Consider the following 26,310-nt stretch of genomic DNA (forward strand, 5'->3'; position numbering starts at 1 on the left):
GCCCAGCGGCAAAGAGGCTTTTTTGGCTAATGATAAGGAGTCGTCATGGCGTTGACATTTGATAGTCCCAGTGAGCAGCAGCGCTGGTACTCCGTTGATGATGGCGTGATGGGTGGCGTTTCAAAGAGTGGTTTTTGCGTTACCGATGGCGTAGGTCGCTTTCAGGGCGAGGTGTCGCTTGAAAACGGTGGTGGCTTTGCCTCCGTTCGCCGCGAGCCCAATGGGTTCGAGCCAACGCTAGCGGATGCCCAGGGCATAGAGCTGACCGTGCGGGGCGACGGACGTACCTATCAACTGCGCTTGAAAAGCACCTCCCTTGGCAATGCCTCAGCGTACCGAGTGAAATTTACGCCTTCTCAAGATGCCTGGGAGACGCTGTACTTCTCATGGGATGCTTTTGAAGCGGTGAGGCGGGGAACGCTATTGAGTGACGCCCCGGCAGTAACGCCAAGCGAGATTCACCAACTTGGCTTTTTAATCGCTGACCGCACTGCGGGGCCTTTTTGCTTACGGCTCAAACGTATTGCGGCAGTGCGCTAAACTGGGGCTACCCAACCAAGGTCGTCTCGCATGTAGTTTGCCGTTAGGCAACGCTAGCGCAAATCAACAGGAGCCCAGCCCGTGAAGCACTCGCCTGCGTACCGCTTAGCGACGACGATTTTGCATGGCTTTGATGAGTACCGTGCACGTTTTAAGGAAATTACCGCCGATGCCAGCCGTCGTTTCCGTGACGCGGCGTGGCGCGAAACGCAGCAGGCATCCGCCGAGCGCATCAATCTCTATAAGGAAAAGATTGATGACACTCTGGGGCGCTTAAAGCGTACCTTTGATCCCGAGGTGGTGTCTCACTGCGAGTGCTGGCGCGAGGCGCGCAACCACTACGCTGAGTTGATCAGCCACCGACTCGATTATGAGCTCGCTGAAACCTTCTTTAACTCGCTGTTCTGCGCTATTTTCCATCATCGCCATATCCGCAACGACTGGATGTTTGTGTATAGCTCCCGGGAAGATGCCGCCCACCGCTCGGGAATTGACCTATGCCGTCGCAAACAGGTTAATGGCGACTGGCAGGCTGCCCTCAAATGGGCACTTATCGATGCCCCCTTCGAAAATCGCTTTGCGGAAATAGATCAGGATACTCATCTCGGCGCCACCTTCTTACAGCAGCACTTACCCACGGCGATTTTGAACGCCGGTGATGCTGAAATCGAGTTGCTGAATAGCGTCTTTTATCGCAATAAAGGCGCCTATTTGGTGGGGCGAATCCTGGGCGGCGGCGAGCAGGTGCCGCTGGTGCTGCCGGTACTCCATGGCGAAGGGTTTGGTGAGCAGCAGGGGGGCGACCCTTGCCTACACCTGGATACGGTACTGATCGAAACCGACGAGGTGTCGATTATTTTCTCCTTCACCCGCGCCTACTTCCAAGTTGAGGTAGCGGTACCCAGGGAGTTTGTCGATTACCTGCAGCAGCTGATGCCGCACAAACCGGAAGGCGAACTCTACGCTGCCATCGGCTTCTTCAAACATGGTAAAACCGAGTTTTTCCGGGCACTGAATCGTCAGGTGGCGAAGCGCGAGGATCAGTTTATTATCGCCCCAGGCGTGCGCGGCATGGTGATGGCGGTTTTTGTACTGCCTAGCTTTCGCACCGTCTTTAAAATCATTAAAGATAAATTCGACCCGGCCAAAGACGTGACCCACGCCGTAGTGCGAGAAAAGTATCGGCTAGTGAAACGTCATGACCGGGTAGGGCGCATGGCCGATACTCAAGAATTCTCCAATTTTATTGTCCGCCAGGATCATTTTGCGCCGGAGTGCCTGGAGCACTTACTGGAAGTGGCTCCCTCAACCGTTGTGTTGAAAGACGATAAGGTGATTATCAAGCACTGCTATACCGAGCGGATGATGACGCCGCTGAACATCTACCTGGAACAGTGCAGCGACCAAGAGAAGGAGACGGTGCTTAAGGATTACGGCAATGCCATTAAGCAAATGGCCGCGGCGAACATCTTTCCTGGCGATATGCTGCTGAAAAATTTTGGCGTGACACGCCATGGAAGGGTGATCTTCTACGACTACGATGAAGTTTGCTACCTCACCGAGTGCCGTTTTCGGCATATACCCAAATCCCAGGGCAATGACTTCCAGGGGGGTGATACGTTATCTATCGGCCCTAACGATATTTTTCCTGAGGAGTTTGGGCCTTTTATGTTCGCTAATAAGATCCTACGCGACATGTTCATGGCGCAGCACCCCGAGCTATTTGACCCGGATTACTGGCTGGAACTGCAGCAGGCGATCATCGATGGCCGTGTCATCGACGTTTATCCTTACCGCAATAAGCAGCGTTTTGCGGGCAGTATTGGCCAGCTAGTATATTAGTGTCTTACTTAAGAAACAGTGAAACATAAACAACGAGGTCATCATGGCAGCAAGCCCGCATTTGGTGGTGTTTACCGGCTCGGGGATTAGTGCTGAGAGTGGTATCAAGACCTTCCGTGCCAGCGACGGCCTATGGGAAAACCATCCTGTCGAGGATGTTGCCACTCCCGAGGCGTGGCAACGTGACCCGCAGCAAGTGCTGGATTTTTACAATCAACGACGTGATCAGATCCGTCGTGCCAAGCCCAACGCGGCGCACAAGGCGCTAGCTGCCCTGGAGCAAGACGGCTTTAGCGTCAGTATCATTACCCAGAATATTGATGACCTTCATGAGCGTGCAGGCTCCCGCCATGTATTACATCTACACGGCGAGATTTTAAAAGCACGTTCGTCAATCGATGAGCGCATGCGCTACCCGCTGCCGAAAGGCGGCATCGAACTAGGCAATGTGTGCGACAAGGGCAGCCAACTGCGACCCGACGTGGTCTGGTTTGGCGAGTCGGTGCCGCTGTTTGCGGAGGCCTGTGACCTTGTTAGCCAGGCTGACTTTCTACTGGTCGTTGGCACGTCGCTGGCCGTCATGCCCGCCGCTTCGCTGCTCTCGTACATTGACTACGACACGCCCTGCGCACTGGTCGACCCGGAGGCGGATATGCTCAGCCCACCGGGAGTGCTGGCGATTAACACCACCGCCGGAGAAGGCGTTCCAGCGCTGGTCAATCGCTGGAAGCAGCAGGGTAGTTTGTTGTTGTCTTGAAAGTTCGAGACTGGATCGGCACAGCCTTCTGCGGGGGCGCTGTAAACCCGTCCATGGGCGCTACTTTTGTCATCTGACCGCCATGGATGGCGGAAATGCCGGAATTGTTGGGAACATTTTCCGGTCATGACAAAAGACCCCCGCTACAGGCTGATCCCGATCTCGTGTTTAGTAATCATTGTGGCTTTATTGAGGCCTTAAGAACCACGCCTTCATTACATCGGTAATCTGGCTAATTTCCGCTTCAGAAGTAATGTAGGCGGGCATGGTATACAGCCAGCGGCCAATGGGGCGCAGCCACACGCCGCGCTCGCGGGCGAAGTCTCCTACGCCTTTTAGCACCTCGGCGGAGTGCGCTTCGATCACCGCGGTGGCGCCAAGGACTCGAACGTCGGCCACTGCCGGATGTGTATTCAGCGCTTGGTCTTCAAGTAGCTCACGCTGCAGCTGCTGGCTGAGCTTCGCAATCTTACCTAGATAATTCTCTTCCTCGAAGACGCGCAGGCTTTCCAGCGCCACCCTGCAGGCCAACGGGTTGCCCATAAAGGTAGGCCCGTGCATAAAGGCGTGCTGGGGTGTATCGCCGATAAAGGCGTCGTGGACACGATCCGTGGCGAGCGTTGCGGCGTGACCCAAATAGCCGCCGGTCAAGCCTTTGGAGAGCACCATAATATCCGGCGTGACGCCTGCGTGGTCAGCGGCAAACAGCTTACCGGTGCGGCCAAAGCCGGTGGCGACTTCGTCAAAAATTAGCAGCACCCCAAACTCATCGCACAGTTCCCTGGCGCCAGTAACATAGTCCGGCGAGGTCATATTGAGCCCGCCAGCTGCTTGTAAAAGTGGTTCCATCAACAGCGCGGCGATCTCATCATGGTGGCGCTCAAGTACGCTACGCAGGGCGCTAAGGTCGTGCTCGACCTGTTCAGCGGTGGCATCAAAAGGGGCCGTGGGGGCCGGAGCAAAATGGTGCTGGGGCAGTAGGCTGGCGAACAGACTGTGCATGCCTTCTTCAGGGTCGCACACTGCCATGCAGCCGGTGGTGTCACCGTGGTAGGCCTTCATCAGCGAGAGCATCTTGTGCTTACCGGGGTTGCCGGTGAGCACCTGGTACTGGAGGGCCATTTTCATCGCCACTTCCATGCCCACCGAACCACTGTCTGAATAGAAAACGTGGTTCAGCCCGGCGGGGGTAATGCGCACCAGTTCACGAGCTAATTGATCGGCGGGCTTATGCGTCAAGCCGCCAAGCATCACGTGGCACAGCTCGCCTGCCTGTTCGCGAATGGCCGCCACCAAGCGCGGGTGGCCGTAACCGTGGATCATGCACCACCAGGAGCAGGTGGCGTCCAGCAGGTGTTCGCCGCTCTCAAGCACAAAGTGAACGCCGTCGCCGCCGACTACCTTGGGGGCGGGTGTCTGGGTTTTTAGGTGTGCATAAGGATGCCAAACCGGCGTGTTCATAACGGCTCCAGGGATAGGAAGGGGGCGGCAGTCGCGGCACTGGGGGCATCTAGATGGGGAATAATGCCTAAACAGGGAGCCGTCAGCTTGGCGTTTAGATGGGCAATATTGGCCTCAAAGCGGGCTGTGTCAGCCGCAAAAGCGGGGTCTACCACGCTGCCTGCCCAGCCGGCTAATACCAAGCCGTCGGCGCGAATGGCTTCTGCGGTTAAGCGGGCATGATTCAAGCAGCCCAGCTTTAGGCCAACCACCAGAATCACCGGTAGCTCAAGCGCCATCGCCAGGTCGGCAAAATCTTCCTGTTCGTTTAACGGTACGCGCCAGCCGCCGGCGCCTTCAATCAGAGTGATGTCTCTGGGTGTTTGGCTAAGCGTTTCGCGCAGCAAGCTAACGATGGTGCTAATCTCAAGCGGCTGACCCGCCTCTAACGCAGCGAGGTGAGGCGCAATGGCGGGGGCAAAGGCGATGGGATTCACCGTGGCGTAGTCGACCGGCGGCACGCTTTGATGCTGAAGGGCGAGAGCATCACTATTTTGCAGGCCTTCAGGCGTCGCTTGGCTGCCGGAGGCGATAGGTTTCAAGCCCAGCGTGCTCAACTGCTGTTGGCGGGCGGTATATAGCAATCCGCTGGTCACCAATGTTTTACCCGCATCGGTATCGGTGCCAGTCACAAACCAGACGTTCATAGCGATTTTTCCAATTGCAGCGTTAAGCAGTGGTAACTCACGGGTAGGCCTTCCGGTTGGCGGAGTTGTTCAAAGCGCGCTTGTGCGGCGGCGATGTCATTTCGACTAAGGCTGGCTTGTGGCCGGGCAATCTGGGCGCCGACACCTTTGATGGACGCCATTACCGCCTTCAAGTCAGGGTAATAGAAGCGCTCAACGGTGGCCGTCTGCCGGGTGATGGTTAAGCCGCTTTCGCCGATGGCTCTCTCGACGCTGGCGCGATCAGGCGTTTGCAGCAGCGCTTCGGGTCTCTGCCAGGCATGGGCAACTTCTTTCAACGTTCCTGGCAGCAGCGTCGTAATATGCGCCTGCCCACCGGGCGTGAGAGCCCGGTAAAGCTCAGCCATCACCGCGCCAATGTCGGGGCACCACTGCACCGCCAGGTTGGAAAACACCAGATCAAATGCATGCTTACCAAACGGCAGTGCCGCGGCGTCTCCCGGTTGCCAATGAATGCTTTCACCGTGGTGCTGGCGGGCCTGTTCCAGCATGCCGGGGGCTAAATCTAACCCCGTTATACGAGCATTCGGGTAACGTTCAGCCAACCGCTGTGTCCAGTAGCCGGTACCACACCCCATATCCAACACGTTAAAAGCGTGTGGAGGTAACGAACCCCAAAGCTTCTCGCCTATGTGGCGTTGTGCTGTGGCTAACGCATCGTAGCGGGGAGCGGCCCGGGAGAAAGCGTGGGCGACCCGTGCCTGCCAGTTAACCTCAGCCTTCAGCGTTAGATCGTTCATAAAACCGCCGTACTGATGTCAGTCATCTGTCTGGCATGATGGCCAATCGTTGCTGCGAGTGCCTGGGGCTGCGAGAGCATCGGGCAGTGGCCGACATCGCTTAGGGGCTTGCTTACGCGGCGCTGGGCGGGGCTGATGAGTGGATCATGGTCGCCGATGAGACGTACCACTGGGCAAGGGGGCGCCGCTAGGCGTGGGCGATTATCAATGGTTGCCAGCCAGTGTAGGCCGGTAGCCAAGGTGGGGCTGTCGGCAGGCGGTGTATCGCCCAATAAATCACGCAGTTGCCGGTGAACTTGCCGGGGGCCGGGCTCACCTTGGGTCTGCCAGCGCAAAAAGTGTTGCCAGGTCGCGGTGGGGTCGCGTTGAAAGGCGCGTTGGAAGGCGCTCAGCTCGGCGCTAGTGACGCCACCTTGGGCGCTGGCCTTGCCTTTGACACAGAACGTCTCCCCCGCACCGAGCAGAATCAGGCCCCGAGGTGGGGGAAGATATGCCAGTAGCGCCGTAGCAAGTAGCCCACCCAATGACCAGCCGACCCAGACCGCATCGCTGGCTAACGGCTCGGCCATAGTGTCGGCCAACTCTTGCAGCGCCGCGTTGGCCTCAAGCGGCGGCGTATCGCCATAGCCGGGCCAATCCACCGCCTGGGCAGCTAGGCAGGCGGGCCAGTGCGCCTCAAGCGGCTGCCAAATACGCTGGCCGATTCCCCAGCCGGAGAGCAGGATTAAGCGCAGGGGCTGCATAACGCCTCTTGGTGCTGGCAGTGGTGGAGCGCGGCTAATAGCTGGTCAATATCGTCGTGCTGATGGCGAGCGCTTAACGTCACCCGCAGACGGGCTTCACCCTTGGGCACCGTTGGCGGTCTAATCGCCCCCACTTGGATCCCCTTTTGCTGGAGCTGTACTGCCCAACTTAGGGTGCGCGCTTCCTCCCCCAGGATCAGCGGCTGAATGGGGGTGGCCGAATCGCTGAGAGGTAGCCCCAGGTGCAGCGCCTCATTGCGAAAGTAAGCGATATTGGCGTTTAGCTGGGCGCGGCGTTCCGGTTCTCCCTGAACGATCTCCAACGCTTTTAAAGTTGCGGCGGCGATGGCCGGCGGCTGGGCGGTGGTATAGACATAGCTGCGTGAAAACTGGATCAGGTGATCGATTAACTCGGTATCACCAGCAACAAACGCCCCGGCGGTGCCTAATGCTTTTCCTAACGTGCCGACAAGAATCGGCACGTCCGTACTATTCCAGGTGCTGCCCACGCAGCCGCTGGCATTGTCGCCTAGCACGCCTACGCCGTGGGCATCATCTATCATCAGCCAGGCGCTGTGCTGCTGACTGACTTCGACAAGCGTGGCAATGTCGGCGATATCGCCATCCATACTGAAAACGCCATCGCTGACCACGAGCTTGTGCGCGCACTCACTGCGCGCCAGCAGGTTTTCCAGATCAATGGCATCGCGGTGATGAAAGCGCCGCGAGCGGGCACCGCTTAACGCGGCGCCATCAATTAGCGATGCGTGGTTGAGGCGATCCTGGAAAATAGCGGTATGGCGATCTGCCAGCGCTTGCAGCACGCCGAGATTGGCCATATAACCGGTAGAAAACAGCAGCGCACGTTCGCGGCCTGTCCAGCGTGCTAACGCTTCTTCCAGAGCGTCGTGAATCTCTAGATGACCGCTGACCAAGTGCGAAGCACCTGCACCCGCGCCAAACTGGCGCGCGCCTTCCGCCTGGGCTTCACACACGCGAGGGTCTAGGGTGAGGCCCAGGTAGTCGTTACCTGCAAAGTCGAGGGTATTGTTTTTGGCTACCTGACGAGTTCGCCAGCGCTCCGTCTGTTGACGATGAGCGCGGGCGTCGGCCAGACGCTGTTGCCACGCTTCAGACACTGGCGTCTACCGCCAGCTCGGCAACCCTTTCGGCGTGCACCTGCTGCTGTGCCTGTTGGGCAAGGCGTGCTGCTTGAGTATCTTCGCTTTCGCAGGTCTCGCGCTTCTCAGGGTGCAGGCCCAGCTTGGCAAACAGGGCACGGTCACGATCCACTTGGGGGTTGCCAGTGGTCAGCAGTTTGTCGCCATAGAAGATCGAGTTGGCACCGGCCAAAAACGCCAGCGCCTGGGTCGATTCGTTCATCTGCTCACGGCCAGCGGAGAGCCGTACATGGCTTTGCGGCATCAGAATGCGGGCGACCGCAATGGCGCGTATGAACTCGATGGGGTCTAAATCTTCAACATTTTCCAGCGGTGTGCCGGGCACTTTCACCAGCATATTGATCGGCACGGATTCAGGGTGTGGGGAGAGCTTGGCCAGCTGTTGCAACAGGGCGCTACGGTCTTTGGCATCTTCACCCATGCCGAGAATCCCGCCAGAGCAGACCTTCATGCCCGCATCGCGCACGTTGGAGAGCGTTTCCAGCCGGTCGCTGTAGGTGCGGGTGGTAATGACCTCGCCGTAGAACTCCGGCGAGGTATCCAGGTTGTGGTTGTAGTAATCGAGCCCTGCCGTGGCCAATCGACTGGCCTGTTCGCCGTCGACCATCCCCAGCGTCATGCAGGTTTCAAGGCCCACGGCTTTCACCTGACGAACCATCTCTTCGACCAGCAGTAGATCTTTATCCCGCGGGCTTCGCCAGGCGGCGCCCATGCAAAAACGGCTGGCACCTGCCTCTTTCGCTGCCTTGGCTTGTTCGACGACCTTTTCAATTTCCAGCAGCTTCTCTTTTTCCAGCTGAGTGTTGTAGTGGCCGGATTGGGGACAGTATTTGCAGTCTTCGGGGCAGGCGCCGGTCTTGATCGACAGCAGGGTAGAGACCTGCACCGCGTTAGCATCGAAGTGGGCACGGTGAACCTGCTGGGCTTGAAACAGCAGGTCATTGAACGGCAGCGCGAAAAGCGCGTTGATCTCATCCAGCGTCCAGTCGTGGCGCTGCGCATGAAGAAGCTGTTCGTGATGCACGGTCATGGTGTAAACCTTTTTACCTTTAATAGTTGACGAGACTTTAGCGGCGTTGCGCTTTGGGTGTCAACGTTGGAGATTTTTTAGGTTTACGGTGGTGGTGGAAACATTCGTCAAAAGATGATGCGCTCATTTATACTCTGCGCCCTTTTTCACATTCTGGAGCGTGGATGTCTGATGTTGATAGCTCTGTTGACGAGAGCTCTGTGAATCATGATTCAGCCGCTGAACATCCGCGTCCGCCGCGGCGCGAGTTCAAGGCGCGGGGCAGTTTTGTCACCCGCTGCGATAACTGTCAGCTCCCCGTACTGAATTGCCTGTGCCCCTATCAGGTGAAGGCGGAGAGCCATGCTCAGGTGTGGTTATTGACCCACCCGCTTGAGCACTTTAAGCCGACCAATACCGGCCGTTTGATTCGCGATGTGATCTCAACGACTCAGGTATTTAGCTGGTACCGCACGGCGCCGGATGCCCAGCTAGCGGCGTTGTTGAAAGACCCGCGTTACGCGCCCTTTGTGATCTTTCCCGATGATCAGCCCGACTACGCGGATCGTGTGGTGGGTATCGAAGCGGTTCACACGGTGAAAGAGCAGGCGCGTATTCCGGTGTTTATCATTCTGGATGGCACTTGGCGTCAGGCGCGGCGTATGTTCCGTAAAAGCGCTTATCTGGATGCTTTGCCTGTGCTGCCATTGAGAACCGAGCGTGAGACGCGCTACCGGCTGCGCAAACCGGCGTCAAAATCGCACCTTTGTACTGCGGAAGTGGCTATCGAGCTGCTGCGCCAGGGCGGGGATACGGTTGCTGCGGACGTGCTGGATGACTACTTTGAGGTGTTTAACGATAGTTATGCGGCGAGCCGATTGCATCACAAAATCGACCCGCCTACTGCAGCGATGCGGCGCCTAGCCGCCAAACAGAGCACCGGCGATTCTGAATCCGGCCACCCAGGTGCCCACCGCGGAGCCTAGCGTGGCGAGAATAAACACCAGCAGGGTGCGCGATACACGGTTTTTCCACCAGCCTTTCAACTGCGTTACATCGTGGCGTAGCGATGAAAAATCGCGCACTTTGGGTTTGCGCATAAAGAGCTCAACCCCAGCGGCCACAAAGCCAGCGCCGATGGTGGGGTTCAGCGAGGTGAGCGGCGCGGCAAAGAAGGTGGCAATCACGGTCACCGGGTGCGCCATGGCGATAATCGTCGCACCGCCAGAGAGAATACCGTTAATCAAGAACCACTCAAGCACCAGTTGCCAGCCAAGGTCGGTGTTGCGTGAAAAGCCAATCGCAAAGCCGGTAAGCACCAACGCGGTAATCAGCCACGGCAGCGCTTTCCAAAGCTTGGACGGTGGCGGGGTGGCTTCCAGCGATTCGCGCTCTACTTTTGGCTCCGCGGGTAGCGGGGCTTCAAGATGTTCGCCGGTACCTTTGAGGTGGCCTGCGCCGAGCACCACTAACACGTGCTGGTAGCGCCCCGGCGGCGCGTCTTCGGCCAAACGCAGTGCCATATAGCGGTCGCGCTCGCGAATCAACGGTGTATAGAGCGCTTCGGATTCGGCGGCAAACTCGCTGAAGGTGGCCTCCAGCATATCGCCCTCTTTGAGCTTTTCGATGTCCTCTTTGGAGACATCCTGACGCGATAACACGCTGCCAAGCAGGCCTGAAAACAGCGAGAAGCGCTGCCACCAGGGCACATTGCTGTAAATGCGTTTCAGCGTTACGCCGACATCGCGGTCAACCAGCAACAGCGGCAGTTTCAGTCGGTTAGCTTCCTCAACTGCCGCACGCATTTCGGCCCCCGGCTGAATGCCGGATTGATCGGCAATCCGTTGCTGAAAGGCGCCCAGCGCCAGGCTTGCGGCCACCATGCCCGCTTTACCTTGTTTAAAGACTTGGAACAGATCCTGCTCGCCCATTGCATCCGGGTTGGACATGCTGTGGTGGCGGGCGTCACATAACTCAATGGCCACTGCATCAAAGGCGCCGCTTGCTAACAGCGCATGCACGTCGTCGGCACTTTCCGCCGACACATGGGCCGTGCCCAGCAGCGTGTAGCGGGTTTCACCGACAGTGATTGTTTTTAACGGCCCGCTGGTGGCTGGCAGCGAAGTCGGTGTTTCAGCCAGCGACCCCGCTTCTGCGTTGGGCGTTTCGTCGTGAGATGTATCTTCGTGGTTCATTAACAGCTCTCAAATCGATCAATAAGGGGGCAGGCGTGAAGCGCTTAACGCCGCCAGAAAGCGGGGGTAAACAGCACCAGTACCGTAAAAATTTCCAGGCGACCGAGCAGCATAGCCATGACCAGTATCCATTTCGCCAAGCTAGGCATGTCGCCATAGTGAGTGTGGGATTCACCCAGTGCAGGGCCGAGATTGTTGAGGGCCGAGCCCACCGTCGACCAGGCTGTGACCTGATCAACCCCGGTCGCCATGACGCCCACTAGCATTAAAAAGAACAGCATCACGTAGACTGAAAAGAACCCCCATACCGCTTGAGCAATGCTGTCGGGGACACTGACTTTACCTACTTTGACCGCAATCACCGCATTGGGGTGGATCAATCGCATGATTTCACGCATGCCCTGCTTGAGGATCAGAATGATCCTTATCACCTTCATGCCGCCACCGGTAGAGCCGGAACAGCCGCCAACAAAGGCTGCCACAAACAGTAAAAAGGGCAGGGCGCCGGGCCACATGGAGAAGTCGGCAACGCTGAAGCCCGCGGTGGTGGCCACCGACACGACTTGGAAAACCCCGTGTCTCAGACCGCGCGCGGTGTCGTAGGTGTCGGTTAACCACAGAGAGAGCACGGTGACCACGGACAGCGCGAGTAGAAATAGCATCAAAAAGCGCGCTTCGGGGTCGTGAAAGTAGTGCATCAGGCTTTTTTCACGCCAAGCGATAAAGTGTAGGCTAAAGCTGAACGCCGAAATCAACATAAAACCCACGCATATCATCTCGATGGTAGCGCTATCGAAATAGCCGATGCTGGCGTCGTGAGTGGAGAAGCCACCAATGGCGACGGTGGAAAAGCTATGGCTCAAGGCATCGAACCAGCTCATGCCCGCTAACATATAGGCGATCATGCAGGCCAGGGTGAGCGTGGCGTAGATATACCATAGCGCCTTGGCGGTTTCGGTGATGCGTGGTGTGAGCTTGGAGTCTTTCAGCGGCCCAGGAATCTCGGTGCGATACAGCGCCATACCGCCCACGCCGAGGGTGGGCAAAATGGCGACGGCCAAAACGACGATCCCCATGCCGCCCAGCCACTGGAGCTGCTGGCGATAGTAGAGAATCGACTCGGGTAGAAAATCGATGCCGGTAATCACCGTGGCGCCGGTAGTGGTTAAACCGGAGAACGACTCAAATACCGCATCGGTGACGCCGAGAGAACCTTCGCCGAATAGCATCAGCGGCAGTGAGCCGAACAGCGCCAGCACCGTCCAGAACATCGCGGCGATAATAAAGCCGTCGCGGATACGCAGCTCTTTTTGCGAGCGTCGATTGGGAAGGTAAAGCAGTAATCCCGTCACCACCGAAATCGCAATACCGCTAATAAAGGCACTCCACACGCCGTCACGAAACCAGAGTGAAATCAGCGTTGGGGGGAGCATGGTAAGGCTGAAGAGCATCAGCAGCAGCCCCAAAATGCGCAAAATAACCCGCAGACTCATGGTTGTCGCATGCTCCTGTTATTAGCAGCCAGTGGCCGTGGTTCGAGGGTTATCAAAAGAACGTTAAGCCGACTTGGAACAGGCGCTCCACATCGCGAATGCGGCGCTTGTCGATCACAAATAGAATCACGTGGTCACCGCTCTCAACCATCACGTCGCCGTGGGCGATAATGACTTCCTTGCCGCGCACAATCGCACCGATGGTGGTGCCCTCGGGCAGGTCGATCTCGCGGATGGTACGCCCGACCACCTTGGAGGACTGCTTATCGCCGTGGGCGATGGCTTCAATGGCCTCGGCGGCGCCCCGGCGCAGCGAGTGAACGTTGACGATATCACCCCGACGCACGTGGGTGAGCAAGCTGCCGATGGTCGCCTGCTGGGGAGAAATAGCGATATCGATCTCGCCCCCCTGCACCAAATCCACGTAAGCGGCGTTGTTGATCAGCGTCAGCACCTTCTTCGCCCCCAAACGCTTGGCGAGTAGCGACGACATGATATTGACCTCGTCGTCGTTGGTCAGCGCGCAGTCAGCACCTTCTTCGCCCCCAAACGCTTGGCGAGTAGCGACGACATGATATTGACCTCGTCGTCGTTGGTCAGCGCGCAGAAGATATCGCACTCTTCGATATTCTCCTCTTCCAGCAAGCGCTTGCTGGTGGCACTGCCGTGGAGCACCACGGTGCGATCCAGTCGCTCGGAGAGGGTGGTGCAGCGCTCCAGGCTGTGCTCGATGATCTTGACCTGGTGGCTATGCTCCAAATGCTCCGCCAGCCGCTCGCCGATATTGCCACCCCCGGCGATCACGACCCGACGGAAGTCCCGCTCGACCCGGCGCAGCTCGCTCATCACTGCGCGAATATCCCGGCGGGCGGCGAGGAAGAACACCTCGTCGTCAGCCTCGATGACCGTATCGCCACGGGGAATGATTGGGCGGTTACGGCGGTAAATCGCCGCCACCCGGGTATCCACGTTGGGCATATGGCGGCGCAGAAAGGCCAAATCCTGGCCCACCAGCGGGCCACCGTAGAACGCTTTCACCGCCACCAGCTGTACCAGGCCACCGGCAAACTCCAAGACCTGCAAGGCGCCTGGGTGTTCGATCAGGCGGCGTACATGGTCGGTCACCACCTGCTCTGGGCTGATGAGTACATCAATGGGAATCGCTTCGTGGGCGAAGAGCCCTTTACGGGTCAAGTAGGCGGTGGCGCGTACACGGGCAATCTTGGTCGGGGTGCGAAATAGCGTGTGGGCGACCTGGCAGGCGATCATATTGATCTCGTCGCTGTTGGTGACAGCGATCAACATATCGGCGTCTTCGCAGCCAGCCTGACGCAACACAATCGGGTAGGAACCTGCCCCAGTGACGGTGCGGATATCGATTTTGGTGTGCAGCTCGCGCAGTTTTTTGGCGTCGGTGTCAACGACGGTGATGTCGTTCTCCTCGCGGGCGAGGTGTTCAGCCAGTGTGCCGCCGACCTGGCCGGCGCCGAGAATGATGATTTTCATTGCTGAGCATCGGTTCCATTAAAAGCGCCAGCGCGCGATGTCGTTAAGGCCTTGTTTTTAAGAACATGCCGACAAGGTCAGGCAACGGTCTATCATGCGTTGCAATAAAGACGGCGGCCAGTGTAAACCAGCCGCCGTCGAAAAGCAGGTGAGGATTACTCTAGCGTAAAGCCGACTTTAACCGTGACCTGCCAGTGGGCCACTTGGCCATCTTCAATATGGCCACGGGTATCGACTACTTCCAGCCAGCGCATGTGCTTAATCGTTTCTGACGCCTTGGCCAGTGCATTCTGAACCGCTTCCTCAATGCCCTTCTCGGAAGAGCCGGTCAGTTCCACGTGCTTGTAAGTATGATGACTCATAGTACCTCCTTCCTTGTCATGAAATCACTGCCCCCGGCATCAGTGAACGCCTAGGCAGTGCGCTTCTCTAGTCTGGCATAAAAAAAGCCATCGTGACTGTTCTGGGCTGGAAACAGCTGGCGACCCGCGCCGCTGGAAATGCCCCAGGCAACATCGTTAGGCGTGGTGACATGGGCGTCAGGGGTGCGGGCGAGAAATGCCTCAATCTGCTCACTGTTCTCTTCCGGAAGCACCGAGCAGGTGGCGTAGAGCAGGGTGCCGCCTTCGCGCAGCATCGGCCAAAGGTTGTCTAACAGCTGACGTTGAAGCTTGGCCAGCGGCCGGATATCGTCTTTGCGCCGCAGCTTCTTGATATCCGGGTGACGGCGGATAACACCGGTGCCAGAGCAAGGGGCGTCGAGCAGGATGGCATCAAACGGCGTGCCGCTCCACCAGTCGCGCTCGGTCGCATCGGCGTGTTGGAGAACGGCCTCTACGCCTAGTCGGCTAAGGGTATCTTCCACCCGTGCCAGGCGCTGATTATCGCTATCGATAGCGGTAAGATTGATGTCGAACAGTTCGAGCAAATGGGCCGTTTTGCCGCCGGGGGCGCAGCAAGCATCCAGAACATGTGCACCTGGCCGTGGCGCAAGCACGGGCCCCAGCAGTACTGCCGAGAGTTGGGCGGCCTCGTCCTGAACGCTAATATGTCCCGCTTCGAAGCCAGGCAGCGCCGTGACATCGCAGGGTGTTTCCAGCGTGATGGCGTCTGGGGCGTGGGGGCACAGGTGACCACTCAACCCCTGCTCGGTCAACTGCGACAGGTAGGCTTCACGATCGTTGTGGTGCTGATTCACTCTCAACGTCATCGGGCCTGACTGGTTGTTGGCTTCGACAATCGCCCGCCACTGCTCTGGCCATGCCTGACGCAAGGCGTTAAGTAGCCAGGGTGGATGTTCTAACGCGACGCTCTCATCCCGGTCTACTTGGGCCTGGAGCGCCTCGGATTCGCGCTGCAATCGCCGCAAACAGCCATTTAACACGCGGGTGGCCCACTCCTTATTCAGCAAGCGCGCAGCGCCCGCGGTTTCACCTACTGCCGCGTGGGCTGGAATGCGCATGTACAACAACTGGTAAATACCCAGCAGCAGCAGCGCCTGAACATCGCTGTCGCGCTTTTTAAACGGTTGCTTAAGTAATGTGCCCGCTAAGGCTTCCAGACGCGGTAAGCGGCGGCAGGTGCCAAAGCAGAGCTCTTTGAGCAGCCCGCGGTCGCGAGCCACCACGCTGTGCTCATCCAGCCCCGCCAGTGAGCCTTGGTCGCTGAGCACCGGGGCCAGCGCGCGAGCCGCCGCGGCGCGGACTTCCTGACCACTGCCGCCTTGGGGGGAGCGCTTTTGGCTCATGGTGTTTCTCCTTCGCTGGCCTGAGCCGCTGGTTTACCAAGACGAGTACCGGTAGCAAGGCGCGCGTGGCGGGCATTGAGTAAGTCACGCACGTCCATGGCTTTACCGCCGGGCAGCTGTGCGCTGGTCACACAAAGTACCTCGCTGCCGTTTTCCCCACAGGCAATCCGCAGATGATCGTCGCCGTGGTCTAGTAGCATGCCGGGCTCGCAGGCTGGCTGATCGCCCTCTTCTACGTTCGCCATTAGCAGCCGCAGGCGATCATCGCCTAATGCGCACCAAGCCACTGGCCAGGGGTTAAAAGCGCGAATTTTGCTGGCTAACTGCTGGGCGGGCTGGGCAAAGTCGAGCTCGGCTTCCGCTTTGCTCAGCTTGGCGGCATAGGTGACGCCTTCCTCGGGCTGAGGCGTGGCATGCGCGGTGCCGGTGGCCAGGGCATCCAGCGTGTTGATCAACGCATTGGCGCCTTGAATCGCGAGACGGTCGTGCAAATCGCCGCCGGTGGTGCGGTTCGTAATGGGCGTGCGCACTTCCGTGAGCATCGCCCCGGTATCCAGGCCAGCATCCATCTGCATGATAGTTACACCCGATACGCTATCACCCGCCTCGATCGCCCGCTGTATGGGGGCAGCGCCGCGCCAGCGGGGCAGCAGTGAAGCGTGAACGTTAACGCAGCCGAGACGCGGTATGTCCAACACGGCCTGAGGAAGCAGCAGTCCATAGGCCACAACGACCATAATGTCGGCATTGAGCGCGGCCAGCTCGGCTTGAGCCTCGGGTTGCTTTAACGTCTGAGGCTGATAGACAGGCAGGCTGTGTTCCAGAGCCAGCTGTTTGACCGGGCTGGGCGTTAGCTTACGGCCGCGGCCAGCGGGGCGGTCGGGTTGGGTATACACCGCCACCACCTCGTGCTGGCTTTCCAGCAGCGCGGCAAGGCTAGAGGCGGCGAATTCAGGCGTGCCAGCAAAAACAACGCGCAATCGTGACATATAAAGAAGGCTACCTGGCGTGAATGAGAGAAGTGTTAGGCGTCCTGCATCTGCTTGTGGCGTTTCTGCATTTTTTTGCGGATACGGTCGCGCTTTAGCGGCGACAAGTAGTCAACAAACAGCACACCCTCAAGGTGGTCGTACTCGTGCTGAATACAGTGTGCCAGCAGACCCTCTGCCTCTAACTCATAGGCCTCGCCATTACGATCCAGCGCGTTGAGCTGCACCTTAAGATAGCGCGGCACTTCGGCGTAGTGCTCGGGAATCGACAGGCAGCCTTCCGAAAGTGGCTCTTTCTCGTCGCCAATGGGTGTATAGCGCGGGTTGATGAGCACCAGCGGCTGGGAGTTATCGTCGCTGACATCCATGACGACAATACGGCGATGGACATCGATCTGGGTCGCGGCTAGACCGATACCACGGGCGTCATACATGGTCTCCAGCATATCGTCGACGAGCTGGCGTACCTCATCGTCGACGGTTTCCACCGGAGCGGCCTTGGTGCGCAGGCGCTCATCGGGGAATTCAAGAATAGGAAGTTTGGCCATGGCGTTACAATCACCGTTATGCTGAGTCTAAATTAAGTCAAGCTAGGTAGTGACGAGCGTCTTCTAACCTAGGTACTTTATGATGGGTCACTATATCATGCTGTCAACGTTTCTGGGCATGGGTGCCCGATACGCACTGGGTTTCAGCAGCAACAGAATGACTGCGCTTATGCAGCGCTTCGACATGGAACTAAGAGTGATGCATTTTCTTGGGAGAGCTGGATGGCGGCAAAACAACACGCCTACCGGAGGGCTTTGAGTGGTTTGCTGCTGAGCGCAGTGGTGCTGGTGAGTATTGATGCCACCGCTTGGGAGCGTGATCAGAAAGTGATTAAACTCTCGCCTCATGTGCGTGCCTTGCCCCATCGTGAAGCGATCGAGCCCATCGCCTTGGAGGAAGCACGAGCCTTTCTGCGCGAACACCGCGTCGTCGATGATACCGAGGTGTTGCAGGAACTGGCTTACGTAGTGGCGGGAGATGATCGCCGCTTGATCAGTGGTGCGGGAGATAGGTTATACGTGCGTGGCGTTGTGCCACACCATGGTCAGGTGGGTATCTATCGGCAGTCGGAGCCCTACCTAGCAATGGATGGCACGCCGCTGGGCTTAGAGCTGATCAACGTTGGCATCGCTCGCCACGTCAGCAGTGAAGGCGATATTGCGCAGCTTGAAGTCGTTAGTTCCCATCAGGAAGTGCGGGTTAACGATATTGTGTTGCCCTTGGAGGAGCGCGAGCTGAGCCGTGAGTTTATGCCTCGCGCGCCGCTCAATGCGGTTGAAGGTCATATTATTGCCGTGCCAGGGGGCGTGCGCTTTATTGGCCGTTTTCAGATCGTTGCGCTGGATCTCGGCACCCTGGATGGTTTGCAGGCGGGTCATATGTTGCGAGTCAATCAGCAGGGTGAGCTGATCAACGACCCACGTACCCAGGAGCTAGTGCAACTGCCCAGCACAGAAGCGGGCAGTGTGATGGTATTCAAGCCCTATGATCGCGTCAGCTATGCCTTGGTGACGCAGGCGTCCCGGATACTGGAAGTGGGCGATGGGGTTGGGTCAGCGACGAACTAACGGGCGGCACACAAAGACGTTTAAAAGGAGGAAGTATGGACGCCCAGGCGTGGCTGGTGGTCAATGCGTTGCCGGGTATGGGGGCGCTGCGTATCGCGCAATTATTAGCCCGTCAGCCGCAGTGGCCGGAAGGCTGGCTGGCAGCACTGCCGAGCCGTTCTGCCAGCGAGTTGCGCCTGTGGCTTGAACATCCCACGCGCAGCCCGTTGCAAAATGTGGTTGATGAAACCCTGGCGTGGCAGCGAAGCGGCCCAAGTCGCCATGTGCTGCATCGAGATCACCCCGCTTGGCCTGCGCTGTTAAATGAATTGCCCGACCCGCCTGTGGTGCTCTGGGCCCAGGGGGATCTTAGCGCCCTGGAGGGCCCCAAACTTGCCATGGTAGGCACTCGTCGCCCCACCGGCGAAGGTACCCATAACGCCCAAACCTTCGCTCGCGATCTAGCCCGCCGCGGCTGGTGCGTGGTCAGCGGTATGGCCTTGGGAGTTGACGGTGTTGCCCAGCGCGCAGCGCTAAATGCCGGTGGGCGCACGATCGCTGTACTCGGCTGCGGCGTAGATGTGATCTATCCCGCCTCTCACCGTGATCTTCACGAGCAGCTTAGCTCTCTACCCGGTGGCCTGGTGGTGTCAGAACATCCGCCAGGTACCCTGGCCCGCCCGGCGTTTTTCCCGCGGCGCAACCGAATCGTTACCGGCCTCTCGCTCGGTACCCTAGTGGTCGAAGCCACCGAAAAAAGCGGTTCGCTGGTCAGTGCACGGCTTACTCTAGAGCAAAATCGCGAACTGTTTGTGCTGCCCGGTTCGCTACACAACGTACAGGCCCGCGGCTGCTTGACACTACTGCGTCAGGGCAGTGCACACCTGGCCTGTAGTGTCGACGATATCATCGCTGATCTTGGCCACTGGGCGGAGGCGTTTATCCCGCCTGAGACGGAAGAACAGCCATCTGAGCAAGAACCGCTACCCGATAGTTTGTCCGACGATAGCTTGCCCGATTCCTTATTAGCGTCATTATCGGCCACGCCGACGCCTATTGATCTCTTGGTGCACGCCACTGGCGTGACGGTCAGCGACTGCCAGCAGCGCCTACTGATGCTGGAGTTAGAAGGCTGGGTTGCACAGCAGGCGGGAGGCTGGGTGCGGTTGCCGCGGCCATGATAGGATAAAGTCATTAAAGGCCTGTTAGCCGTGAGGAGAGAGCATGAGTTTGGCGACCGATCTAGCCCCTGCGATTAGCGCGCTGCGTAGTGGGGGAGTGATTGCCTGTCCCACTGAAGCGGTTTGGGGGCTCAGCTGTGACCCCGAAAACGACGCAGCCTTAGCCCATCTAATGCGCATGAAAGAGCGCGACCCTGCCAAGGGCGTCATCCTTGTTGCTGCCAATATTGGCCAGTTCCAACCCTGGCTGAGCCAGCTTCCCCTCGCGATGCATGCTCCTCTTGCGGCAAGCTGGCCGGGGCCCAATACTTGGCTAGTGCCTGATTATGGCCGCAGCCATGGGCTGGTGCGTGGCGCCCACGAGCGCGTAGCGCTGCGTGTGACCGACCACCCGGTGATGAAAGCTCTGTGCGAAGCTTTCGGTGGTCCGTTGGTATCAACCTCGGCCAACCGTTCGGGGGAACCGCCCGCGATGAGCGCCGCCGAGATTACTGACATCTTTGCTGATGAAGTGGCCTATATAGTGCAAGGCGAGCTGGGTGGCAATGCCAAACCCAGCACCATTAGAGACCTAGCCACCGGTAAAATCATGCGTTCTTAAACCGGCTCTCCAACTATTCACCACTCACCCATTACGACTCACCAATGCCCCCAGGAGTTACCGTGGCCCACGAGCACCTTGATGACGTTAAACGCTACCTTCTTGATCTGCAGGATCGGCTCTGCGCTGGATTGGCAAAAGCCGATGGCGCTGCCCAGTTCCAAGAAGATAGCTGGGAGCGTGCAGAGGGCGGTGGTGGTCGATCACGGGTGATGACCCATGGCGGCGTATTTGAAAAAGGCGGCGTCAACTTCTCCCATGTCTATGGCACCCAGCTGCCGCCTTCGGCCACCGCCGCGCGCCCTGAACTTGCTGGTCGCAGCTTCCACGCGGTGGGCGTTTCCTGGGTGCTGCACCCGGAAAACCCCCATGTGCCTACCAGCCATGGCAACGTGCGCTTCTTTATTGCCGAGAAAGCCGGCGAGCCGCCGGTGTGGTGGTTTGGCGGCGGTTTTGACTTAACGCCGTTTTATCCCGTGATGGAAGACGTGGTGCACTGGCACCGGGTGGCAAAAGCCGCCTGCGACCCCTTTGGCGATGATGTTTATGCGCGCTATAAGGCCTGGTGCGACGAGTACTTTTACCTTAAGCACCGCGATGAAACCCGCGGCGTCGGTGGGCTGTTTTTCGATGACCTGAACGAAGGTGAGTTTGCCGATTGTTTTGCCGTTCAGCGCGCGGTGGGCGACAGTTTCTTAGCGGCTTATTTGCCCATCGTTGAGCGCCGTAAAAATGACGCCTGGGGCGAGCGGGAGCGCGACTTCCAGCTTTACCGCCGTGGCCGCTACGTGGAGTTCAACCTGGTGTGGGATCGTGGCACGCTATTTGGCTTGCAGAGCGGCGGGCGCACGGAGTCAATTTTGATGTCAATGCCGCCAATGGCGCGCTGGGAGTACGCCTTTGAGCCAGAGTCCGGCAGTCCCGAAGCGCGCTTGCAGGATTTCTTACACCCCCGGGACTGGCTCGGCGAATTCGCTGAGGATGCATCAAGGAAAAAGCGGAGAGCTCTCATGACCGATCGCTACTGCGTGTTTGGCAACCCGGTCAAACACTCCAAATCCCCGCAGATCCACGCTGAGTTTGCCCATCAAACGCAACAAACCCTTGAGTACACCGCTGAAGAAGCACCGGTGGATGGCTTTGCCGGTGCGTGGCGGGCGTTTATCGACGCGGGCGGGCGTGGCGCCAACGTTACCGTGCCGTTCAAGGGAGATGCCTTTGCGCTGTGCGACACCTTGAGCCATCGCGCCCGTCGTGCAGGGGCGGTGAATACGCTGATCCTGGGTGGCAATGGCCGTACCTACGGCGATACTACCGATGGCATTGGCCTAGTGCGCGATTTGGCCTATCACCGCGTGGCGTTAGCAGACAAGCGCATTTTGGTGGTAGGCGCAGGCGGCGCCGTGCGCGGCATTCTGGAGCCCCTGCTTGCCGAGGAGCCCAGTGAAATCGTCGTGGTCAACCGCACCGCCGCCAAGGCCGAGCAGCTGGCCAGCGATTTTGCTGATCTAGGGCCTATCCATGGCGGCGGTTTTGATACCGTTAACGGCACTTTTGATGTAGTGATTAACGGCACCAGTGCCAGCCTATCAGGCGATTTACCGCCGTTGCCTGATACGTTGTTCAATACCAATGCCTGGGCCTACGACATGATGTATGGGGCCGAGCCGACGGTATTTTTACAGTGGGCAGGCCCGCGCGGCGCGAAGTTGCTTGACGGCTTAGGCATGCTGGTCGAGCAGGCCGCCGAGTCGTTTTTTCTGTGGCGTAATGTGCGCCCTGAAACCGCGCCTGTGCGCGAAATGCTGCGCCAACAATTAAATTTCTTAACTTAGTGCTTTAAGTTGACAAGTGAAAAGGAACAAGGAATTCTTCTTAATAAGCACTAGGCACTTGAATAATAAGCCTCTGTAGCTGTACTGCCCATTATGGTGTGCGTATTTGTAATCGTTTAAAACCTCAAAGGTGTATTAATAGTTCGTATCTCACTTGAAAAATAAGTAATAACAAAAAGGAGCTACTATGAAAACTTTACCAAAAATAACGTTAGTACCACTGGCAATAGCTGGAGCCATATTTTTATCTCCTGGTAGCGAAGCCAGAGTGACTGGTTTTGAGATCATCAACACTGTAGATGAGTATGGTGGTGAACGCTTTGGAGAGTCTGGTGCTTACGAGAGAATTGAAGCAGTGGCCAGCTTTGCTATTGACCCCGAAAGTTCTAGAGCCAATAACATTGCAGATATAGGAAAAGCACCTGTTAATGATCAGGGTGAGGTTGTCTTTAGTACGGAAGTGGTTATTCTACGACCTACTGAGAAAGCCTCAGGAGTGCTTTTCTACGAAGTCCCTAATCGTGGCCGTAACTTGAGTTTTCCGTTACTTAATCTAACGAGTATCTCGGGAGACTTTGCAGTTGATGAGCCCGGTGATGGTTTTTTAATGCGCCAAGGTCACACCATGGTATGGAGTGGTTGGCAGACCGGTTTGAGCGATAGTTTGATCGAGATTGATTTGCCGGTTATTGAGGGGGTAACGGGTGAATCTCGTGAGGAGTTCGTTTTCGATAACCATGAGTCGGTAAGTGTTGCGTCCCTTACATACCCTGCTGCAGACCTAAACCCAGAACGTGCCACTCTAACCGTTAGGCCTACGCCTGATGCGCCCCGTCGAATGGTGGAGGGTTTGTCGTTTCGTTATTTGGATGAAGATCGTATAGAGATTCAGCGGCCCACTAGTATGGATGGCGGCGCTATATACGAGTTTATTTATCCCGCCAAGCATGCGGTACCCGCCGGCCTAGGAATGCTCGCGACGAGCGACTTAGTCTCCTTTCTTAAAGGTGCGCAGGGACATGATGTCGAAACGCCTCTGAGCAGTATAGAGCATACAGTGGCAATGGGTATTTCTCAGTCAGGGCGCTTCCTGCGCGACTTGATATATCAAGGATACAATGCTGATAGTCAGGGGAATAGAGTATTCGATGGCGCCATGGTTCATATTGCCGGTTCGAGAAAGACGTTCACCAACTACCCTTTTGCTCAGCCTGGTCGCTTCTCTCGACAGCATGAAGATCATGATGCGGTAGGAGATCAATTCCCCTTCAGTTATGTCGAGATGCTAGATCCGTTGACGGGGCAGAGCGACAGTATTTTGGCCGCCTGTCGTGAAAACAATACGTGTCCGAAACTTATGCACACCGACACGTCGGCAGAATTTTGGCAGGCTCGTGCGTCATTGGTTTCTACATCCCCCTCTGGAGACCCTCTCACTATGCCTGATGATGTGCGATTATACTTTTTCGCTGGGGCGCCGCATTTTAATGCTTGGGGAGGATCTTCTTCAGACAGTGACGTCTGTAAATATCCCAGTAATCCAATTAGTGTGGCGCCTAGCATGCGTGCGCTTGTGAGTGCGATGGAGTCTTGGGTCGTAAATGATATAGCCCCGCCTGCAAGCCGTTATCCAGGTTTGAAGGGTGACGGGCTTGTTGCTAATGAGGATTTGAATTTGCCGCCCTTACAGGGAGAAGTACCTAAGCCGCCAATCAATGAGTTGTATGTCAGAAACCATAATGTGGTTCCACCTGAAGCGGGTGAACAATATTCAGTGAGAGTGCCAGAAGTGGATGAAGATGGAATTGCCCTGGGAGGAATTCGCCAACCCTATGTGGCTGCGCCACTTGGTACTTACTTAGGCTGGAATTTGCGTGACCAAGGGTACGCAGAAGGCCAGTTGTGTAACTTATCCGGCAGCTTTATCCCTTTTGCGAGTAGTAATGATGGTAGAAAGTCAGTATCAAGCCGATATTCAAGCCCTGAGTCATACCAAGAGTCCTTAGGTGAAGCTATAGATGAGCTAGTAGATACTGGCTTTATGCTTGAGAAAGATCGTCAATGGGTGATGGAGGATGCCCCAGAACTATAACACGCATTTTTAAAGAGTTTTAAATGAGGTCTTGTTTCTCGCTAGCATCAATCTTCATTGATCAACAACATAGCTAAAAAAGTGAGGGCGGATAATATATCCGCCCTCACTTGTTATTGATGCCGCTAATAACTTTTCACTTAGTGCGTTTGACGTACAAGCCCACCGTGCACATCACCAGCCCCACCACCGAGAGCAGCATGCCGCCATTGACTAACAGCGGCGAACGCTCCAGCCAGGAGACAAACGGTTGCGGGGTGTCTCTACAGGCACTCTCGATATAGTCCCAATGGCCGCCATCAAGCTGGCACGCGCGTACGTCGTTTAGCTCCCAGAAATACACGCCCATCAGCACAAACAGCGGCAGTACCAGTAGCAGTAATCCCAGCTTAATCATTTAAACCTCAAGATCCGTTAAGGACGCGGGCAGTTGGGTGTACGACCATTGCTGCGAGCCTGCTCGTACAAGGCAAGTGCTTGATCCATATTACCCTGCAGCCCTTGAATGCGCTGGCCTTGGCCAGGGTGAGTCGACATCCACTCGGGGGGCGCACCGCCACCTGTGGCCGCCTGCATATTTTCCCAAAGGGTCACGCTCTCACGGGGATTGAAACCGGCTTGAGCCATGAGATCCAAACCAATCACATCGGCCTCACTCTCATGGGCCCGGGAGAAGGGAAGTACGATGCCGTACTGTGCGCCCATGCCGAGCACGCCCATGAGTTGCTGGCCACCGGCAGACTGCATGCCAGAGGTGCTGGAAATCACCGACAGGCCTAATGAGGTGGCGCTCTCGGTGGAGGCGCGCTCATTGGCATGGTTGGCCAGTACGTGACCAATTTCGTGACCGATAACGGAAGCAAGCTGATCCTGGGTCGTGGCAATATCCAGCATGCCGGTATTCACGCCCATATAGCCGCCGGGAAGCGCGAACGCGTTGGGCTGTTCGGACTCAAATACGCGAATTTGCCAGTCTAGCTGCCGCTGTTCGGCGGGGAGTTCCGCCACGATGGCATCGGCAATACACTGCACATAGCGGTGGCTGGCCTGGCCCGCCGTGGGCAGCTCCTGCTGATATTGAGTGAACGCTTGGCGCCCCATCTCATTCAATTCGCTATCAGAGAGCAACAGCAGTTGCGAGCGTCCGGTGGGCGAGGTGGTACAAGCGGCGATAGACGCACATAGTGCGGTAACAGCGAGAGGGCGAAGCCAGCGCATGAGTCGGTTTCCTTATAGACGAAAGAGTTTCTTGCACACAAGATAACCGCTGATAGCAGTAAATCAATCCCCCATCATAACCCACCTAGTGGTTGAGTATGGATGCTGAATTGAGTCCCCTCTGAACCAAGGCTAGGCCGCAGACGATTGGCTGCAAGCTCCTAGACATAAACCCTTAGCGCTGGGGTACTAGCTGCCCATCGGCACCTACGTTTAAGCGAATTGTCGGCGTTAATAATCCTGACGGTAGTTTCATACCCAACCCGCGCAGATCCCCAGGCGTGATGGCCAGTTGACTGCCAGGCGGTAGCTCGCCTTGAGACGCCAACTGGCTGGCAAGCTCCAGCATGGGGGCCAGGCGTTGGGTGTCGGTGGCGAGTACATCAAAGGCAACCGGTAGGCGTAAATTAGCATCATCGCCAGAGGTCAGCGTGACGTCCTGTTCATAGTTACCTTCCACAGGATCAACGCCCGGCATATCCAGCGCCCAGCGAAAGCCTGACATCTCCACCGGTGGCATGCCCGCAGGTAAGCCCAGCCCCATGGCAATGGTGGCCTGAACGGGCAGGCTACCGGCACCAAGGCTAGACGCAATCAGGCTGGTTAAATCGCTGGTGTCTAGCCCCGCATTAATGCTGTAAGGGCCAATGCGAACATCCTCAACCCCCAGAGAGGTCACCGCCAAACGAAACGCAAACAAACCGGTTTGGGGCAGGGCGAGACAACCCGTGAGTAGGCTGGCAACGCCAAACAAGGTCAGCCAGCGCCAGTAGCGAGCAATATAAAGCATAAGATAAGAGTCCCCTTAAGTAGGACGTAAGCAGTGGGGTAACGACGCTAAGTGTAAAGTGCTGATGCAA

The 26,310-nt window shown here is 57.3% G+C and carries 24 protein-coding genes and 2 pseudogenes; 10 read left to right on the plus strand and 16 right to left on the minus strand.

The genetic code is table 11. The features are described 5' to 3' along the window. The first annotated feature begins 45 nt into the window (after positions 1-45). The 3 genes from RO22_RS02860 (at position 46) to RO22_RS02870 (ending at position 3,139) form a co-directional block, all read left to right on the plus strand. Complete coding sequence (locus RO22_RS02860; RefSeq protein ID WP_022520108.1) at positions 46-540, plus strand: CIA30 family protein; 495 nt, start codon at positions 46-48, stop codon at positions 538-540. 81 nt (positions 541-621) lie between these two features. Further along, positions 622-2,382 carry a bifunctional isocitrate dehydrogenase kinase/phosphatase gene (gene aceK / locus RO22_RS02865; RefSeq protein WP_009288379.1) on the plus strand — a complete coding sequence of 587 codons (1,761 nt, stop codon included), beginning with the start codon at positions 622-624 and terminating at the stop codon, positions 2,380-2,382. A gap of 43 nt (positions 2,383-2,425) precedes the next feature. Continuing rightward, the gene (locus RO22_RS02870; protein WP_022520106.1) at positions 2,426-3,139 is read left to right on the plus strand and encodes an SIR2 family NAD-dependent protein deacylase; all 714 of its coding nucleotides are present in this window, start codon (positions 2,426-2,428) and stop codon (positions 3,137-3,139) included. 186 nt (positions 3,140-3,325) lie between these two features. Here RO22_RS02870 and bioA read toward each other — a convergent pair whose 3' ends face one another. Genes bioA through bioB form a run of 6 tightly spaced genes read right to left on the minus strand, consistent with a single transcriptional unit; the run spans position 3,326 to position 9,019 of the window. Further along, the gene (bioA, locus tag RO22_RS02875; RefSeq protein WP_041157554.1) at positions 3,326-4,600 is read right to left on the minus strand and encodes an adenosylmethionine--8-amino-7-oxononanoate transaminase; all 1,275 of its coding nucleotides are present in this window, start codon (positions 4,598-4,600) and stop codon (positions 3,326-3,328) included. Beyond that, positions 4,597-5,286 carry a dethiobiotin synthase gene (bioD, locus tag RO22_RS02880; protein ID WP_041157555.1) on the minus strand — a complete coding sequence of 230 codons (690 nt, stop codon included), beginning with the start codon at positions 5,284-5,286 and terminating at the stop codon, positions 4,597-4,599. The genes bioA and bioD overlap by 4 nt, the downstream gene beginning before the upstream one ends. Then, positions 5,283-6,065, minus strand: a complete 783-nt coding sequence (gene bioC, locus RO22_RS02885) for a malonyl-ACP O-methyltransferase BioC (protein WP_041157556.1) — start codon at positions 6,063-6,065, stop codon at positions 5,283-5,285. Before bioC ends, bioD begins: the two co-directional genes overlap by 4 nt. Then, positions 6,062-6,808 carry an alpha/beta fold hydrolase gene (locus RO22_RS02890; protein WP_041157557.1) on the minus strand — a complete coding sequence of 249 codons (747 nt, stop codon included), beginning with the start codon at positions 6,806-6,808 and terminating at the stop codon, positions 6,062-6,064. Before RO22_RS02890 ends, bioC begins: the two co-directional genes overlap by 4 nt. Continuing rightward, complete coding sequence (bioF, locus tag RO22_RS02895; RefSeq protein WP_041157558.1) at positions 6,790-7,947, minus strand: 8-amino-7-oxononanoate synthase; 1,158 nt, start codon at positions 7,945-7,947, stop codon at positions 6,790-6,792. Before bioF ends, RO22_RS02890 begins: the two co-directional genes overlap by 19 nt. After that, positions 7,940-9,019, minus strand: a complete 1,080-nt coding sequence (bioB, locus tag RO22_RS02900; RefSeq protein ID WP_041157559.1) for a biotin synthase BioB — start codon at positions 9,017-9,019, stop codon at positions 7,940-7,942. Before bioB ends, bioF begins: the two co-directional genes overlap by 8 nt. Positions 9,020-9,183: 164 nt before the next feature. Here bioB and RO22_RS02905 point away from each other — a divergent pair, with 164 nt between their 5' ends. Then, positions 9,184-9,984, plus strand: coding sequence for a tRNA-uridine aminocarboxypropyltransferase (locus RO22_RS02905; RefSeq protein ID WP_052475498.1), 801 nt, complete (start codon positions 9,184-9,186; stop codon positions 9,982-9,984). Here RO22_RS02905 and RO22_RS02910 read toward each other — a convergent pair. From RO22_RS02910 to def, 7 genes and pseudogenes are all read right to left on the minus strand, one after another. Next, entirely contained in the window at positions 9,919-11,193 is a 1,275-nt protein-coding gene (locus tag RO22_RS02910) for a TraB/GumN family protein (RefSeq protein ID WP_039860534.1), read from the minus strand. The genes RO22_RS02905 and RO22_RS02910 overlap by 66 nt on opposite strands. A gap of 44 nt (positions 11,194-11,237) precedes the next feature. Next, positions 11,238-12,686 (minus strand): TrkH family potassium uptake protein, encoded by a 1,449-nt coding sequence (locus tag RO22_RS02915; protein WP_009288387.1) that lies wholly within the window; start codon positions 12,684-12,686, stop codon positions 11,238-11,240. Positions 12,687-12,738: 52 nt separating this feature from the next. Continuing rightward, positions 12,739-14,192: pseudogene (gene trkA / locus RO22_RS02920) on the minus strand (Trk system potassium transporter TrkA). A 155-nt stretch (positions 14,193-14,347) separates the two neighbouring features. Further along, positions 14,348-14,554, minus strand: a complete 207-nt coding sequence (locus RO22_RS02925) for a dodecin (RefSeq protein ID WP_008959783.1) — start codon at positions 14,552-14,554, stop codon at positions 14,348-14,350. A 50-nt stretch (positions 14,555-14,604) separates the two neighbouring features. Next, positions 14,605-15,939 carry a 16S rRNA (cytosine(967)-C(5))-methyltransferase RsmB gene (rsmB, locus tag RO22_RS02930; protein WP_041157560.1) on the minus strand — a complete coding sequence of 445 codons (1,335 nt, stop codon included), beginning with the start codon at positions 15,937-15,939 and terminating at the stop codon, positions 14,605-14,607. Then, positions 15,936-16,928, minus strand: coding sequence for a methionyl-tRNA formyltransferase (fmt, locus tag RO22_RS02935; protein WP_009288389.1), 993 nt, complete (start codon positions 16,926-16,928; stop codon positions 15,936-15,938). Before fmt ends, rsmB begins: the two co-directional genes overlap by 4 nt. A 35-nt stretch (positions 16,929-16,963) precedes the next feature. Then, the gene (gene def, locus RO22_RS02940) at positions 16,964-17,476 is read right to left on the minus strand and encodes a peptide deformylase (protein ID WP_022520096.1); all 513 of its coding nucleotides are present in this window, start codon (positions 17,474-17,476) and stop codon (positions 16,964-16,966) included. A gap of 222 nt (positions 17,477-17,698) precedes the next feature. Here def and RO22_RS02945 point away from each other — a divergent pair, with 222 nt between their 5' ends. The 6 genes and pseudogenes from RO22_RS02945 (at position 17,699) to RO22_RS02970 (ending at position 24,232) form a co-directional block, all read left to right on the plus strand. Continuing rightward, the gene (locus tag RO22_RS02945; RefSeq protein WP_041157561.1) at positions 17,699-18,544 is read left to right on the plus strand and encodes a hypothetical protein; all 846 of its coding nucleotides are present in this window, start codon (positions 17,699-17,701) and stop codon (positions 18,542-18,544) included. 35 nt (positions 18,545-18,579) lie between these two features. Beyond that, positions 18,580-19,704 (plus strand): DNA-processing protein DprA, encoded by a 1,125-nt coding sequence (gene dprA / locus RO22_RS02950; RefSeq protein ID WP_041157562.1) that lies wholly within the window; start codon positions 18,580-18,582, stop codon positions 19,702-19,704. 43 nt (positions 19,705-19,747) lie between these two features. Continuing rightward, the gene (locus RO22_RS02955) at positions 19,748-20,305 is read left to right on the plus strand and encodes an L-threonylcarbamoyladenylate synthase (protein ID WP_041157563.1); all 558 of its coding nucleotides are present in this window, start codon (positions 19,748-19,750) and stop codon (positions 20,303-20,305) included. A 62-nt stretch (positions 20,306-20,367) separates the two neighbouring features. Next, positions 20,368-21,276: pseudogene (hemF, locus tag RO22_RS02960) on the plus strand (oxygen-dependent coproporphyrinogen oxidase); the annotation flags it as partial. Between the two features lie 39 nt (positions 21,277-21,315). After that, positions 21,316-22,140, plus strand: coding sequence for a shikimate dehydrogenase (aroE, locus tag RO22_RS02965; RefSeq protein WP_041158081.1), 825 nt, complete (start codon positions 21,316-21,318; stop codon positions 22,138-22,140). A 187-nt stretch (positions 22,141-22,327) separates the two neighbouring features. Next, positions 22,328-24,232: an alpha/beta hydrolase domain-containing protein gene (locus tag RO22_RS02970; RefSeq protein WP_041157564.1), complete on the plus strand. Its 1,905-nt coding sequence runs from the start codon at positions 22,328-22,330 to the stop codon at positions 24,230-24,232. 136 nt (positions 24,233-24,368) lie between these two features. Here the strand turns inward: RO22_RS02970 and RO22_RS02975 are convergent, their stop codons facing one another. The 3 genes from RO22_RS02975 to RO22_RS02985 form a co-directional block, all read right to left on the minus strand. Beyond that, positions 24,369-24,629, minus strand: coding sequence for a hypothetical protein (locus RO22_RS02975; protein ID WP_039860539.1), 261 nt, complete (start codon positions 24,627-24,629; stop codon positions 24,369-24,371). Positions 24,630-24,646: 17 nt separating this feature from the next. Continuing rightward, the gene (locus RO22_RS02980) at positions 24,647-25,450 is read right to left on the minus strand and encodes a M48 family metallopeptidase (RefSeq protein WP_009288401.1); all 804 of its coding nucleotides are present in this window, start codon (positions 25,448-25,450) and stop codon (positions 24,647-24,649) included. 175 nt (positions 25,451-25,625) lie between these two features. Next, the gene (locus tag RO22_RS02985) at positions 25,626-26,240 is read right to left on the minus strand and encodes a hypothetical protein (protein ID WP_009288402.1); all 615 of its coding nucleotides are present in this window, start codon (positions 26,238-26,240) and stop codon (positions 25,626-25,628) included. Between the last annotated feature and the right edge of the window lie 70 nt (positions 26,241-26,310).

Source organism: Halomonas sp. KHS3, assembly GCF_000830495.1.
Classification (GTDB): Bacteria; Pseudomonadota; Gammaproteobacteria; order Pseudomonadales; family Halomonadaceae; genus Vreelandella; species Vreelandella titanicae.

Excerpts from the sequence above, each read along its gene's own strand:
- RO22_RS02860 (WP_022520108.1), top strand. The coding sequence starts at position 46 with ATGGCGTTGACATTTGATAGTCCCAGTGAGCAGCAGCGCTGGTACTCC.
- RO22_RS02870 (WP_022520106.1), top strand. The coding sequence starts at position 2,426 with ATGGCAGCAAGCCCGCATTTGGTGGTGTTTACCGGCTCGGGGATTAGT.
- bioA (WP_041157554.1), bottom strand. The coding sequence starts at position 4,600 with ATGAACACGCCGGTTTGGCATCCTTATGCACACCTAAAAACCCAGACA.
- bioD (WP_041157555.1), bottom strand. The coding sequence starts at position 5,286 with ATGAACGTCTGGTTTGTGACTGGCACCGATACCGATGCGGGTAAAACA.
- bioC (WP_041157556.1), bottom strand. The coding sequence starts at position 6,065 with ATGAACGATCTAACGCTGAAGGCTGAGGTTAACTGGCAGGCACGGGTC.
- RO22_RS02890 (WP_041157557.1), bottom strand. The coding sequence starts at position 6,808 with ATGCAGCCCCTGCGCTTAATCCTGCTCTCCGGCTGGGGAATCGGCCAG.
- bioB (WP_041157559.1), bottom strand. The coding sequence starts at position 9,019 with ATGACCGTGCATCACGAACAGCTTCTTCATGCGCAGCGCCACGACTGG.
- RO22_RS02905 (WP_052475498.1), top strand. The coding sequence starts at position 9,184 with ATGTCTGATGTTGATAGCTCTGTTGACGAGAGCTCTGTGAATCATGAT.
- RO22_RS02910 (WP_039860534.1), bottom strand. The coding sequence starts at position 11,193 with ATGAACCACGAAGATACATCTCACGACGAAACGCCCAACGCAGAAGCG.
- RO22_RS02915 (WP_009288387.1), bottom strand. The coding sequence starts at position 12,686 with ATGAGTCTGCGGGTTATTTTGCGCATTTTGGGGCTGCTGCTGATGCTC.
- RO22_RS02925 (WP_008959783.1), bottom strand. The coding sequence starts at position 14,554 with ATGAGTCATCATACTTACAAGCACGTGGAACTGACCGGCTCTTCCGAG.
- rsmB (WP_041157560.1), bottom strand. The coding sequence starts at position 15,939 with ATGAGCCAAAAGCGCTCCCCCCAAGGCGGCAGTGGTCAGGAAGTCCGC.
- fmt (WP_009288389.1), bottom strand. The coding sequence starts at position 16,928 with ATGTCACGATTGCGCGTTGTTTTTGCTGGCACGCCTGAATTCGCCGCC.
- def (WP_022520096.1), bottom strand. The coding sequence starts at position 17,476 with ATGGCCAAACTTCCTATTCTTGAATTCCCCGATGAGCGCCTGCGCACC.
- RO22_RS02945 (WP_041157561.1), top strand. The coding sequence starts at position 17,699 with ATGGCGGCAAAACAACACGCCTACCGGAGGGCTTTGAGTGGTTTGCTG.
- dprA (WP_041157562.1), top strand. The coding sequence starts at position 18,580 with ATGGACGCCCAGGCGTGGCTGGTGGTCAATGCGTTGCCGGGTATGGGG.
- RO22_RS02955 (WP_041157563.1), top strand. The coding sequence starts at position 19,748 with ATGAGTTTGGCGACCGATCTAGCCCCTGCGATTAGCGCGCTGCGTAGT.
- aroE (WP_041158081.1), top strand. The coding sequence starts at position 21,316 with ATGACCGATCGCTACTGCGTGTTTGGCAACCCGGTCAAACACTCCAAA.
- RO22_RS02970 (WP_041157564.1), top strand. The coding sequence starts at position 22,328 with ATGAAAACTTTACCAAAAATAACGTTAGTACCACTGGCAATAGCTGGA.
- RO22_RS02975 (WP_039860539.1), bottom strand. The coding sequence starts at position 24,629 with ATGATTAAGCTGGGATTACTGCTACTGGTACTGCCGCTGTTTGTGCTG.
- RO22_RS02980 (WP_009288401.1), bottom strand. The coding sequence starts at position 25,450 with ATGCGCTGGCTTCGCCCTCTCGCTGTTACCGCACTATGTGCGTCTATC.
- RO22_RS02985 (WP_009288402.1), bottom strand. The coding sequence starts at position 26,240 with ATGCTTTATATTGCTCGCTACTGGCGCTGGCTGACCTTGTTTGGCGTT.